Source organism: Mesorhizobium sophorae (genome assembly GCF_002270415.1).
Taxonomy (GTDB): domain Bacteria; phylum Pseudomonadota; class Alphaproteobacteria; order Rhizobiales; family Rhizobiaceae; genus Mesorhizobium; species Mesorhizobium sophorae.
This window is the reverse complement of record NZ_NNRI01000001.1, coordinates 20,507-33,205: the sequence shown is the minus strand read 5'-3', so window position 1 is coordinate 33,205 and position 12,699 is coordinate 20,507. Positions and strand designations below refer to the sequence as shown.

The following is a 12,699-nucleotide window of genomic DNA, read 5'->3' as shown; positions in this document are numbered from 1 at the left end:
AAGCCTATTGTGCCGGCCAGTCACTTGCGCTGAGCGGCAAATTCAGTGCGCTCAGGTCTTCAACCAAATCGCCCCTGCCGCAGCTGACGCCATCCTTGTATTGCACCAGCGCCGCATGGAAGCTTCGAAGGAAGGACCAGTACACCAATGCCGCATCCCTTGAGGTGACGAATTTGTTGAGTTTGTTCTTGAGGGCGACGCAACTGTCGTGGATTTCCGTTTCGGATACGGGCTTGGGGGATCCAAGCGGCGCGCCGTCCGTGATCGCCTTGACAAATCCGGCAACCTTGTCGGCTCCTGCCGATATCAGATCGATCACCGGTGCCCGTGCTGCCCCAACACCGCTCTTCACCTCGGTCAGCGGCAGGCCGAAATTGGAAATCTTGAACCCTTCAGGCGAAAAGTTCGTCGGCAGTTGCGAGTTCAGCGTCTTCAGGTAGATGTTAACCTTGAAGTTGGTCCCGTTGTACCGCAGCTGATTGGGAAATCCGTCATCCAGCAACGTGAACGCGCCCGTTGTGTTGTCGACGATCGACACGTCGGTGTATTTGCTCAGGAGCTTGCTGAGGATGGTCGCGAACGGAGCATAGGCGTCCGAAACCGCCTGAACACCCGGCGACAAACCGGCCAGAGAGGCGGTTCTTGACAGTTGCGACAACTCGGTCAGCAACGACATGTCCACCGACGTATTGGAGCTATATCTGACCTTCATCGAGAACGAGATTGTATTTGTCTCAGAATCCACGACGATGTCGTCGATGAGGATACCGTTCCTGTTGATGACGATGTTCGACTTCTCGGATGTCGTGACGAAGAGGAATTTGCTCTCTTCCCATGTTGCCGACATGATCGGCTCGGTGGCAATGATCTTGTCGCCAATCGCCACATCGAGACTTACGATGTAGTTTCCCGACTTGTTCTTGAACCTCGATTTTATCAACGATTGCAGGAACGCCGACGCCGATTGGCTTCTTGCAGCGCCGTCCTTTCCAGTAAACGCAAAATCGTAGGTGATCAGCCCATAAACCAGCCGCGGCTCTACGGCTGAGAAGCTCGGGTGCGTTACGGCGGTAAACTCATCGGCCAGTGCGCCAAAAGGTTGGGAAAGTACTAGAACAAGAGCTGCAATCAGTTGCCTGAAGCGCATTTCACCCCCCCGGATGGCTTCTTAAAGCGTACTCTCCCTTTCTATAATTAGGAAGGGGAACGCATACTAGATGAAGCGATTTCTGTTTGCCTATCCGCACTAAGGATAGGCGGGTTGCCGTCGAAATCTGCGTTCCAAAAGATGAATGGCGAAGCCGCGCCGTCCATGTATCGCTATGTGAAATTGAGCCCCTACCACGAAACGCACTGACGGACGTGCAGGCATCCATGCCTGCGAGGTCAAGGCATTGGTGCCGAAAAAATCTGAGGCGCCGCTTGAAGTGATCCTTTTTCAGGGAACTGCGCTTTTGCCCAATCGGATCTGTTAGGCCAAAGGCTGGATGTGGAAGACGAGGACGATGACGTCGGGCAAGGACATCCGACGATGCGCTCGCGGTCCGCCGCCGACAGGCGCTCTCCTGGTTCTGCGAGCTCGGTCACCCGGACGAGAACCCGGAATGACGACCAAAACGTCGGTCCATTGATTGCGCAGGCGGAAGGTTAACTGCGACGTCGGCTTTCATGAAACGCCAAAGCCGATCTAGCGGCCGAGATCAGGCGCAAAGCAGACCTGGCCGTCGAGCACTTTGAGACGTCAGGCGACGCGGCAACAGTCCGCCTGGCAGATGGCTCGATCGTCAAGGGCGTCAAGACCATGCAGGCCTTCGATCGCGGTCAGAAGGCCCGGCTGATGGTGCGGCCGGAAGCCGCATACGCGTCCTGATGATGCCCTATCACGATGACGGTGACAAAGATCCAGTTGGATATTCGGGTCCCGCAACCGTCCTGACAGGCCTGCCGCGAACGATAAGGCGGCACGAGTTGCGGCTCGCCGAAAGCACCATTTACGCGATGGAGAAGCGCGGTGAATTCCCTCGCCGCTTCAATCTCACGCCGCGATGCGTCGCCTGGGACCTTGAAGAGGTCGAAGCATGGCTGGAGCAGCGCCGCCAAGCTTATATCGAGGGTCGCGCGAAGATCGCGCCGGGGCTGACGTCCATCGGCGCAAGAGTCGCCCGGTTAAGCGAACCGACGACAGGTCGATCTGAAACGGAGGACCATCGCGTCGGCACGGGCGCGATGGTCCACTCATCACGACGACAAGCCACCTAGCTCGAACCGCCTCTGTTCCCTCAAAGTGATCGCGCATTTCACCTGAGGGAAGGATCGAGAGGCAACCCGACGTTCCTCGCTAACAACCCCAACAGGAGGATTCTCATGTCGCACCGATCCGATGCTCGCGGAGTTCACGAAGGCGCTGACGACGCATGATGTCGAAAACGAAATCGTTCCTGCGCTGACGCATGACATCGAGCCGGGAGCGCTACTTTCAACCCATCGCGATGATCGACTTGATCCGGCCCACAGCAAACATTGACTAGCCATGCTGCATAGCGTCCCGCCTAGCGACGTTGCCACACTTTGCCGGAACGGCTGCAATGCGCTAGCCTGCAAACATGCGCAGTCGCTGATAGATCATTTCGCTGAGGGGGCGAAGATTCATGGAGATGCAGCAAGTCCGCTATTTCCTAGCCCTGTCCAGCACGCTTAATTTCACCAGAGCAGCCGAAGAGTGCAACGTTACCCAACCCGCGCTGACTCGAGCGATCAAGACGCTCGAAGAGGAGTTGGGGGGCGAGCTTCTCCGGCGCGAGCGCCAGCAATCTCACCTGACCGAACTCGGCAGGCGTATGCTGCCTCTGTTGCAACAGTGCTACGACGCTGCCACTTCCGCAAAATCACTCGCCAAGGCTGTGCAAAGCAGCGACGTGGCGCCTCTTAACGTCACCATTTCCAACAGCGTCAACATTGCGCTGCTGGTATCGCCGTTTACGGAGCTTTTTCGCGCCTATCCCGGAGTCCATCTCAAGATCAACCGGGGCTCGCCGAGCGCTGTCGTTGAGGCTCTCAAGAACGGTGAGGTTGAGCTAGCCGTTGCCGGTCCGTTGGGGCAGGCCTGGGATCGGCTCGACACCTGGCCGCTCTTCCAGGAGGGCATAGAGCTCGTCGTGAACTCCGATCACCCACTTGCCCGCCGCAACGAGGCCGATGTCGCGCTGAGCCAACTGGCGGCGGAACCTGTGCTCAGCCGGATCGATTGGGAAACCAGCGAGGAACTGTCCCGCTGCCTTTCCGCGAAAGGCCTGACGCCTCGCACCGCGCATGAAGTCGAGACCGACCACGACCTGCTGGCATTGCTGGAGGCCAACGCCGGGGTGGGCTTCGTCTCCGTGACGGCACCACGGACGCCAAATATCCGCAGGCTCAAGCTGCGAGACGTCGATATCTCCCGGGTCGTCGCCGTTTACGCGGTTGCCGGCCGACATCGCTCACCCGTGGCCACGACGCTGCTCAACCTGTTGCGGTCGACCGACTGGTCATCTTTTGGCGTCAGCGAGCCCGCCTGAGCGCCGCGATCAGATCGTCGATGTCCATCCGCCGACGGTAGTCGGGATCGACGAAGCGATCGGTGATGATCCCGTCGGTTCCAATGATGAAGGTTGCAGGGATTGGCAGGAACCAGCTGCTGTTGCCCTGATAGTTGGGGAGATCGAGGCCTAGCCCCATCAGCCGCTCCATCTCCGCCCCGACCCAGATCGCAAGATTGAGAGACAGGGCGTAGCCATTGTCCATGTCGGTCAGGAAGGGAAACGTCGCGCCGACGGCAGTCTTCATCGCCTTCGCGAATTTGCGCCGCTCGGGCACGATCACCACGATCTGGCCGCCCAGGGTGGCAATCTCGGGCTGGGCTTCGACGATGCCAATCGCGTTCAAACGGCAATAGGGGCACCAATGCCCGCGCTGAAAGGTGATCACCGCTGGCCCCCTTTGCAGCACGTCGGCCAGACTGACCAGCTTGCCCTCATCGTCAGGCAGCAGGAACGCCGGCATGACATCACCCGGCACCGGCGCCATCGCGCCCGCCCCTTGTTTCTCCAAGCGTCCCACCAAGCGGTCCACTGCATCGGCGAAATTCGCGTCCAAGCGGCGCACCGCCGCAGCAATCACCGCCAGCCGTTCGTTCAGGGACGCATCAAGTTCAATGGCAGCCTGGACGGACTGTTCAAATGTCATTGCCTGGTCGTTGGCGGCCATTTCTGCACTTTCGTGGATTGCGTGCACCCTATCATTGGAGCTCCTCGGGCGGGGTCATGCTTGCCTTGCATCGTTTCGATGCCCAAGATGCATCGAGGCATGTTGAGTTCGCATTCTGTTCGTGGCTCGTCCTCAATTCGTTACAGTGTGACATCGTTTCCTGGTATCCGACGAGAAGGCCGGGATCACGACACCATACTTTTCCAAGTCGCCACCTGCACGTGTTCAATGGAGCTTGATGCGAGGCCGGGTGCGCCTCGCAAACATCTCGCCAATCGAGTCTAGGGCGGTCTTCACAAGGCCATGCACCGCCTTGAGATGCAGCTTGTGGAGAGAGCGATACATCAGCCGGGCGAGCAGACCTTCGATTCTGAGTCCGCCGATCAGGCTGCCGAACGCACCGTAGTCGGCCAGCGAGACGAGCGAACCGTAGTCGCGGTAACGGAATGCCGGCGCAGCCTGTCCAGCGAGACGCGCTGAAATGACTTTCACCATATGATCGGCCTGCTGGTGGGCTGTCTGGGCCCGCGGCGGCAGGGTGTCTTCATGACCCGGCAGGACGCAGCTCGCGCAGTCTCCAATCGCGAACACGTTCTCGTCTCCGAAAGCGCGCAAGGTCTCGTGCACCATCAGCCGGTTGATGCGATCGGTGTCGAGACCGTCTAGCCCTTTCAGGAAGTCCGGCGCCTTGATCCCGGCTGCCCAGACCACGAGTTCGGCCGGCACGAAAAGTTTTTCACCGAGCCTGACGCCGTCCTCCGTCACCTCGCTGACCCTGATGCCGCACCGTATCTGCACGCCGAGCTTGACCAGCAGACGTGCCGAAGCTCGTGCGATGTGCTCCGGCAGGGCCGGAAGGATCCGCGGCCCGGCTTCGACGATGGTGATGCGGATCAATCTCTCGAAATCGATGTTGTCGAGATTGTGCGATGCAATCTCCCGCATCGACTTGTGCAGTTCCGCGGCAAGTTCCACGCCGGTGGCCCCGGCGCCGACGATGACACAATGAAGCTGACTGGGCGAAAGCTGCTCATATTGCGCGTTGGCGCGCAGGCACGCGTCTATCATGCGCTTGTTGAAACGGACAGCCTGCTCCGCGGTATCCAGCGAAATGGCGTGACGCGCGGCGCCCGGCGTGCCGAAATCGTTGCTGACGCTGCCGACGGCCAGCACCAGCGTGTCATAGCCCAGCAGACGCGGCGGGATGATCTGCCTGCCATCGTCATCAAAGCTGGGAGCGACAAAGACCTGGCGTTTGGCACGGTCGATGCCAACGACCTCGCCGATGCGATATCGGTAGCCGTGCCGGCTGGCATGGGCGATGTATTCGACAGCATCGTGCGACGCATTCAGCGCGCCGGATGCCACTTCATGCAGCAGGGGCTTCCAGATATGGGTGCGGTTGCGGTCGACCAGCGTGACGGAAAGCCGCCGCTTGCCGAACTTGCGACCAAGACGCGTCGCCAGCTCCAGTCCGCCCGCACCGCCGCCGACGATAACCACGCGATGCAGCGACGTATCCGCATGGGAAGGCGTCTCCGGAATGGTACGGAAATGGGCGGCATTGTTGGCAAGCACCGCCTCGGGGATCAGCCGCATGCCGGGGGTGATGATCTGCATCGGTATTCTCCATCGTTTCCGAGGCGTTGGTCCGTCATTCCTGCGATTCGTGGATCACGATGCCCTGCAGCATGTCGACCTCGCACTGCCACGGCTTTTCCGAGAGGACGCGCTGGCCATGTTCGTATCCGGCCTGCCAGCGCGTGCAGATGCCTGAGCGCGTGAAGTCGATGTCCTTGGTGTGGTCCTCGCCGTCCAGGCGTGGCGAAAGCAGCCGAACGAGATGCATCACCGAAGGGCAGCCATAGGAGGCCAGTTCCTTGAACATCGGATCGTCGCGCCGCTCCTCGGGGACCAGCTTTCCCATTTCGCGCACGACGTGGCGCAGGCGATGCAGTTGCTCCTGGCGGGCAACGTGGCTTCTGCCGCGGCTGGCGTATTGGAGATCCTTCTGCCGTCCCATCACCTGCCAGATCGATTTAGGCTCCGTCGCGCGCGGCTGCCACATGTTGACGGCGAAGATCAGCGCGTCGCGTCGCGGACGCTCGTCCAGCACGACTTCGATGGGCGTGTTCGAATAGATGCCGCCATCCCAATAGGGCTCGCCATCGATGCAGACTGCCGGAAAGGCCGGCGGCAGGGCGCCCGACGCCATGATGTGCGCCACCGACAACGGCATCTGGCTGCTGTCAAAATACTTGAGCTCGCTGGTGTTGACGTTGACCGCGCCGACCGTCAGCCGCGTATGGCGGCGGTTGAGACAATCGAAGTCGATCAGATTGTCCAGCGTCCGCTTGAGAGGATCGGTGGTGTAGTAGGAGGCATTCTCCACACCCACTTCGCGATTGACCCCGAACATGGCGCTTGGGTTCGGTTCGAAGAAGCCCGGTATGCCGCGCATCACCGTGCCCATGTTGGCAAAGATGTTGCTTGGAGCCATCATCCGGAAAAACTCGTCGAGCGGGCTGCTGCGGCTGACGCCGTCCCAGAACTCGCGCAGCCTCGGCAGGCGGTCTTGCGGTTCGTTTCCGGCGATCAGCGCCGCGTTGATGGCGCCGATCGAGGTGCCTATGACCCAATCGGGTTCGACCCCGCCCTCGACGAGCGCCTGGTAGACGCCGGCCTGATAGGCGCCGAGAGCGCCGCCGCCCTGCAGCACCAATACGGTCTGTCGCTTGACCGAACCGTCAGCCATACGAACGGCCTCCGGCACGGGTTCCGACGTTGAGGGGTTCCGGGTGATCTTGTTCATGGCCTTTGCGCTCCTCGTTGCCGGTTTCAGTGGGCGGTCCAGCCGCCTTCGATCGGCAAGATCGCGCCGGTGATCGAGGCCGCATCGTCGGAGGCCAAGAAAAGACAGAGCGACGCAACCTGCTCGACCGTTACGAACTGCTTGGTCGGCTGTGCGGCCAAAAGCACATCCTTGATGACTTGCTGTTCGGTGATCCCGCGCGCCTTGGCCGTGTCCGGTATCTGCTTTTCGACCAGTGGCGTGAGCACGTAGCCGGGGCAAACCGCATTGACCGTGATGCCCTGCTCGGCCACTTCCAGCGCTACCGTCTTGGTCAGGCCGGCGACGCCGTGTTTGGCGGCGACATAGGCGGATTTGTATGGCGAAGCGACAAGCGCGTGGGCGGACGCAACGTTGATGATGCGACCCCATTTGCGCTCCTTCATCGCCTGCAGGGCGCGCCGGATCGTGTAGAATGACGACATCAGATCGATCGCCACGACCGCCTCCCATTTCTCGATCGGGAAGTCGTCGATCGGCGCCACATGCTGGATGCCGGCATTGTTGACCAGGATGTCGATCGCCCCGAACTCCGCGATGGCCTTGTCCATCATGGCGGTGATTGCGCCCCCCTTGCTCATGTCCGCATTGTCGTAACGAACGGTGACCTTGTGGTCGGCGACCAGCTTCGCCCGCAAGCGTTCGATCTCATCCGCATCGCCGAAGCCATTGAGAACGATGTTGCACCCCTTGGCAGCGAAGGCTTCGGCAATGCCTTGGCCGATGCCGCTGGTCGAGCCTGTAATCAGCGCCGTCTTTCCTCTGAGCATCGTCGTTTCCTTCTGTTGGAGCCGCAGCAAAACCATCGAGCAATGGCTGCGGGCAACGGGCCTGCACGCGCCCCGGTTTGAAATTCTGGATCAAGTATGGCCAGCAGCGGCAGGCGACGGAAATGCCGTTGAGACATGGATTCGATAGCCGACGGTCTGATCGCTGCCGCGACGATGTAGATCTCCAGGCCGGGTTGTTTGACGTAGGGGCAGCTAGTAAGATCGCGCCGCAACACGGGTCGTGCGGCATATGCCCGCCCGCCGAGGGGAGTTGCCGTGGAGATCAGCCAGGTCAGATATTTCTTGGCCGTTGCCAAGGAGCTGAATTTCACCAGGGCTGCCGAGCAGTGCAACGTCACGCAGCCGGCGCTGTCGCGCGCAATCAAGCTGCTCGAGGATGAATTCGGCGGGGCGCTTTTCCACCGCGAGCGCCGCTTCACCCATCTCACCGAGCTCGGTCGCATGGTGGAGACCTATCTCGAGGGTGTCTTCGAGAACTCCCGCCAGGCAAAGCAGATTGCCGAGCAATATGTGCATCTGAAGAAGACGCCGCTCAAGGTCGGCATCATGAGCACGATTGCGCCAGACGAAATCATTGAGCTCATCGCTGCCGTCCGGTCGCATCACCCCGGCGTGGAGCTTCACCTTTGCGATTCAGACGCCAAGAGCTTGCGGCGACGGCTGCTCGAAGGCGATCTCGAGGCCGCCATCTACGCCTTGCCTTCGAACGTGCCCGACGAGGACGTGCACTCGCTACCACTCTTTCAGGAGCAGATGGTGATGGCCGTCCATCTGAACCATCGCCTCGCCAACCAGCGCAGCGTGCGGGTGAAGGATATGAGCAATGAAAGCTATATCCACCGCAACAATTGCGAGTTTGCCGGCTATGCCGATGCCATTCTCTCCGAACAGGGCGTCACCGTCAGCCCTGTCTACTGGAGCGATCGTGACGATTGGACACTGGCAATGATCGCTGCCGGGCTTGGCTTCGGTTTCATGCCCGAACACACCGCCAAGCACCCGGGCGTGGTGCCCTTGCCGATCACCGAGCCGGAATTCTGGCGCGAGGTCAATCTCGTCACCGTGCGTGGCCGCAGGCATTCGCCGGCAGTTGGCGCGCTGGTGCGTGAGGCCACGCAGAAGCGGTGGTTCGGCGAGCGGGCAAAGGCGTTGTCCGCCGCTGAATAACCTCGTCGCGAGCAGCAGGCTGCCTCGCATGCCCGGCGACGGATCTCCTTCACATCATCCGTACTCAGTTCTTCTTGATCGTCGAGGTCACGGACTGGATGACTTCGGTCGCCATCTTGAACTGCGCCTCGCGGTCGGTGATGCCATGCCGCTTGGCGATCCAGTCGAAATCGCTGTAGGCGGCGTAAACCGTTCCGTCCGCGGTCTGGTAGACCAGGACGCGAACGGGCCAGTCGAGACCGGCCTCGGGATTGGAGGTGATGAAGGTCGTGCCGAGAGCCGGATTGCCGAACATCACCAGCCGCGACGGCTTGACGTCGTTGCCGGCATTCTTGCCAAGCCTTGCCTGGTCGATGACGCCGAAGAACTTGATGCCCTTTTTGAGAACATCCTTCTTGATGCGGGCGACGGTTTCGGCGACGGAATAGTCGCTCTTCACGGTGACGACACCGTCCGAAGCGGCAGCAGGGGCGACGACGGCCATCATCATGGCGGCGCCTATCATGGTCTTCACATAGCTTTTCATGTCAGTCTCCTTTGGTTGGATTGCCTGGTTTTGGTCTTTGAAGTCTCAGGTCTTTGGCGTTTGCAGCACGCGCGCCACCGCGATGGCGCAAGCGATGACTGCGGCCAGCACAGCCACGCATGCGGTCCAGCCAATCCGGTCGTAGACCTGTCCGATGACGAAGCTGCCGATGAGCCCGCCCGCATAGTAGGAGGCGAGGTAGATGCCGCTCGCGGCGGCGCGGTCGCGCGACGCGGTCCGGCTGACATGCCCGGTGGCGATTGCCTGCGCCAGGAAGGTGCCGATGGCGACCAGCGCCATTCCTGAAAGGACCACCGGCAGGCTGCTTGCCAGAAGCAGAAGCAAACCCAGGATGGCCAATGCAAGCGTTGCGCCGATCCCGATCCTTGGCCCGAGCCCGGCAGCAACCCGCCCTGCGAGTGGTGTCGTCAGCATCGAGGGCAGGAAGACGAAATAAACCAGCCCCAACGCCATGGGCGACAGCGACAGCGGCGCGGCGACGAGCTGGAAGTTCACATAGGTGAAGGTGCCTATGAAGACAAAGAGGATCAGGAAGCCGATGGTGAAGCAGGCACGCAACTCGACGTTCATCAACGGGCCCTTCCATGCGGTGCGGGCAGGCTCGTTCTTGGCGTCAGCGCGCATCATTGCCGATGTCTTTTGCAGGGTGAGCCAGACAAGGGCCGCGCCAATCAGATTGAGCGCGGCGAAAGTCAGGAAGTTGGTGGAGATGCCAAACGTGCCGGCCACGGCGGCCGACATCAGCCGTCCGAAAAAATTGCTGGCGACATTGCCGGTCACATAGGCAGCAAGTGCACTGGTCGTCTGCCTCGATGAAAAGTGTTCCGCGAGGTAGGCCATCGTCAGCGTGAACGCCGTCGACATGCACAAGCCCTGGACGACACGCAGCATGGCGAAGACCACGATACTGTCGGTCTGCGAAAGCAATGTCGTCGGGATTGCCAGCACCGCAAGGCTGATCCAGATGCCGTTGCGCCGATCGAGGTTTCTGCCGAAAAGCGCCACGGCGATCCCGGCCACAGCCATGCCGAACGTGCTGGCGTTGACGGCAAAACCCATTGTCGCGCGGCTGACGCCGAATTTTATCACCAGCGAAGGCAGGATGGCCTGAGTGGCGAACAGATCGACAAGCGTGAGAAACGCGATCAGGGCAATCAGGCCGAAGCGCCAGCTGTCTGCGGCAACCCTGCGGAGCCGCGTCGGTTCGGTTTGTTCAGTGGTAGTCATGACAGGACTCCGTGGCCGCACGTCCCCGGGCGGACCGCCTGAGGACGCGCTTTGGTTGCTAATTCCGGGATCTGTTCACCGCGATGGGCGGCTCACATCATGTGGTCGTCGTGCATCGCAGGAGGCAGGACGTCGGCGGAATAGAGCACGGCGGGAACCTTGCCGTTGTTCTTCCACCAATGGGCGAGCTGGCCGAATTCGGCTGTCACGTCGCCAGCCGGATGTTCGATGCCGACCTTGCAGGTGCTGCGATATTCGGTGATCGAGCCTTCGACGATCAGAATGTTGGCGGGGCGGACATTGTGCTCATGCCACGGCACGACACCGCCCGGCTGAACGACGAGCTTGCGCAGGCGCAGCATATTGCCTTTCCACGCTTCGCCCTTGCTGCTGAGATCGATCGCCGAGAGAACCGTGTCGGTCACGCCGACCGGCTTGCTGGGGTGTTCCTGGATGTCGGTCGTGGCGGCCTGGCCGGCAGGGCAGTCCCCGGCGAAGGCCGGCGCAGCGGAAAATGCAGCGGCTGCGGACAGCAAGCCGATTGCCAACGCAAAGTTGAGTTTCTTGGTAGCCATCTAGTATTTCTCCTTTGTCGGTGCCCAAACGCGGGAGGCGGGGCATGGAATGGAGAGTGATGGGTGCGGCGAACAAAGAGAAATGCTGACTGGCTCTCAATTCGATACCCGAAAACTATGGTCGGACATCACGGCGAACGAAAGGCGCACGACAGGTCCTGTCGTGCGGCGCTGGAATTATTTGATTTGCTTCAGGCAGCGGTGCGGATCGTTTGAGCGAGGGCGCTCTCAGGCCAGCCATGCGCCTTGACGCTGTTGACGAAGGCCGATGCCGCCGGTGAAAACCTGCGCCCCGCCACGACCACCAGAGACACTTCCCGCCAGACCTCGGGGTCGATGACCGGCCTGACCTGCAAGCCAGGGATCACCGCGCTGAACTCCGGGATGAAGCAGATCCCGAGGCCGCCTGAAACCATGTTCTGGATCCAGTCCTCGCGTTCGCTCGCATAGGAGATCCTGAGCTTCACGCCACGGTCATTGCACAGGCCGGCGAGGTGATCGCGATACTCGCAGTTCAGTCGCCGCAGATAATTCTCGCCGTCGAGTTCGGAGATGGCGACATTGTCGTTGCGGGCCAACCGATGGCCGTTTGGAAAGGCCAGGACGAAGCGCTCGCGATAGAGCGGCGTGACATCGAACCGTTCCGGAAAACTGTTGCTGGACGCCATGATGGCGACGTCGATTTCTCCGGACTCGAGCAGTTGCGAAAGTGAGGTCGGCACACCTTCCACCAGCTGCAGCTGAATGCCCTGCTGGCGCCTGTTGAAATCGGCCAACAGGCCGGTGAAGCGGCGCGGACCGATGGTGCACATGACGCCGACCTTGAGGTTGGCATTTTCCAGGCACAAGAATCTCGACGCCTCCTGTCGCACTCCGGTCAGTTCGTCGAGGATCTGTTGAAACCGGGGGCGCAGCAGCGCGCCCAGGTCGGTCAGGTGAGTCAGGTTTCGCTCGCGGCGAAACAGCAGGCCGCCGACCTCGTCTTCCAGCTGCTGGATGGCGCGTGACAACGCCGGCTGGGTAACGTTGCACTTTTCACCGCCCCGCGTGAAGTTTCGTGTCTCGCACACGGCAAGGAAATAGCGGATGTGATGAATGTCCATGCCGATTGTCCCCGTTGCGTATGGTCTTTTTTGCTAAACCAAACCTTGCCGCAAACGACATCCTCGTTCCAATGCACCGCCGCTATGAAGTTCATAGCATATCGTCATGGGCTGACGCAGGTTGGCGCCTTTGTAGCTTTGCTGGGACATAGGAGACGATGGCGAACAACTTGAACGCCATCGCGCTCGGGTCTGA

Annotated in this window: 12 protein-coding genes; 3 read left to right on the top strand and 9 right to left on the bottom strand. The window is 60.7% G+C overall.

What is annotated here, in order from left to right; translation table 11 throughout:
- Window positions 1-4: 4 nt before the first annotated feature.
- Entirely contained in the window at window positions 5-1,147 is a 1,143-nt protein-coding gene (locus CGZ66_RS00165) for a hypothetical protein (protein ID WP_095080335.1), read from the bottom strand.
- A gap of 821 nt (window positions 1,148-1,968) precedes the next feature.
- Here CGZ66_RS00165 and CGZ66_RS40505 point away from each other — a divergent pair.
- Both CGZ66_RS40505 and CGZ66_RS00155 read left to right on the top strand, forming a co-directional pair.
- Window positions 1,969-2,259: a helix-turn-helix transcriptional regulator gene (locus tag CGZ66_RS40505; protein ID WP_425352247.1), complete on the top strand. Its 291-nt coding sequence runs from the start codon at window positions 1,969-1,971 to the stop codon at window positions 2,257-2,259.
- A 389-nt stretch (window positions 2,260-2,648) separates the two neighbouring features.
- Window positions 2,649-3,554: a LysR family transcriptional regulator gene (locus CGZ66_RS00155; protein ID WP_095080333.1), complete on the top strand. Its 906-nt coding sequence runs from the start codon at window positions 2,649-2,651 to the stop codon at window positions 3,552-3,554.
- On the opposite strand, the gene CGZ66_RS00150 is transcribed toward CGZ66_RS00155, so the two are convergent.
- The 4 genes from CGZ66_RS00150 to CGZ66_RS00135 form a co-directional block, all read right to left on the bottom strand.
- Window positions 3,538-4,242, bottom strand: coding sequence for a peroxiredoxin-like family protein (locus CGZ66_RS00150; protein WP_095080331.1), 705 nt, complete (start codon window positions 4,240-4,242; stop codon window positions 3,538-3,540). The two genes, CGZ66_RS00155 and CGZ66_RS00150, sit on opposite strands and share 17 nt — an antisense overlap.
- A gap of 225 nt (window positions 4,243-4,467) precedes the next feature.
- Window positions 4,468-5,862 (bottom strand): NAD(P)/FAD-dependent oxidoreductase, encoded by a 1,395-nt coding sequence (locus CGZ66_RS00145; RefSeq protein WP_245330943.1) that lies wholly within the window; start codon window positions 5,860-5,862, stop codon window positions 4,468-4,470.
- A 34-nt stretch (window positions 5,863-5,896) separates the two neighbouring features.
- Entirely contained in the window at window positions 5,897-7,054 is a 1,158-nt protein-coding gene (locus tag CGZ66_RS00140; protein ID WP_095080329.1) for a patatin-like phospholipase family protein, read from the bottom strand.
- 26 nt (window positions 7,055-7,080) lie between these two features.
- Window positions 7,081-7,863 (bottom strand): 3-hydroxybutyrate dehydrogenase, encoded by a 783-nt coding sequence (locus CGZ66_RS00135; protein ID WP_095081021.1) that lies wholly within the window; start codon window positions 7,861-7,863, stop codon window positions 7,081-7,083.
- A 276-nt stretch (window positions 7,864-8,139) separates the two neighbouring features.
- Between CGZ66_RS00135 and CGZ66_RS00130 the strand changes: the two genes are divergently transcribed.
- Window positions 8,140-9,051 carry a LysR family transcriptional regulator gene (locus CGZ66_RS00130; protein ID WP_095080328.1) on the top strand — a complete coding sequence of 304 codons (912 nt, stop codon included), beginning with the start codon at window positions 8,140-8,142 and terminating at the stop codon, window positions 9,049-9,051.
- A 64-nt stretch (window positions 9,052-9,115) separates the two neighbouring features.
- On the opposite strand, the gene CGZ66_RS00125 is transcribed toward CGZ66_RS00130, so the two are convergent.
- The 4 genes from CGZ66_RS00125 to CGZ66_RS00110 all read right to left on the bottom strand — a co-directional run bounded on the left by CGZ66_RS00125 (window position 9,116) and on the right by CGZ66_RS00110 (window position 12,503).
- The gene (locus tag CGZ66_RS00125; protein ID WP_095080326.1) at window positions 9,116-9,577 is read right to left on the bottom strand and encodes a DUF302 domain-containing protein; all 462 of its coding nucleotides are present in this window, start codon (window positions 9,575-9,577) and stop codon (window positions 9,116-9,118) included.
- A gap of 45 nt (window positions 9,578-9,622) precedes the next feature.
- Window positions 9,623-10,825, bottom strand: a complete 1,203-nt coding sequence (locus tag CGZ66_RS00120; protein ID WP_095080324.1) for an MFS transporter — start codon at window positions 10,823-10,825, stop codon at window positions 9,623-9,625.
- 92 nt (window positions 10,826-10,917) lie between these two features.
- On the bottom strand, window positions 10,918-11,400 hold the full coding sequence (locus CGZ66_RS00115; protein ID WP_095080322.1) for a cupin domain-containing protein: 483 nt from the start codon (window positions 11,398-11,400) through the stop codon (window positions 10,918-10,920).
- Between the two features lie 191 nt (window positions 11,401-11,591).
- The gene (locus CGZ66_RS00110; RefSeq protein ID WP_095080320.1) at window positions 11,592-12,503 is read right to left on the bottom strand and encodes a LysR family transcriptional regulator; all 912 of its coding nucleotides are present in this window, start codon (window positions 12,501-12,503) and stop codon (window positions 11,592-11,594) included.
- Between the last annotated feature and the right edge of the window lie 196 nt (window positions 12,504-12,699).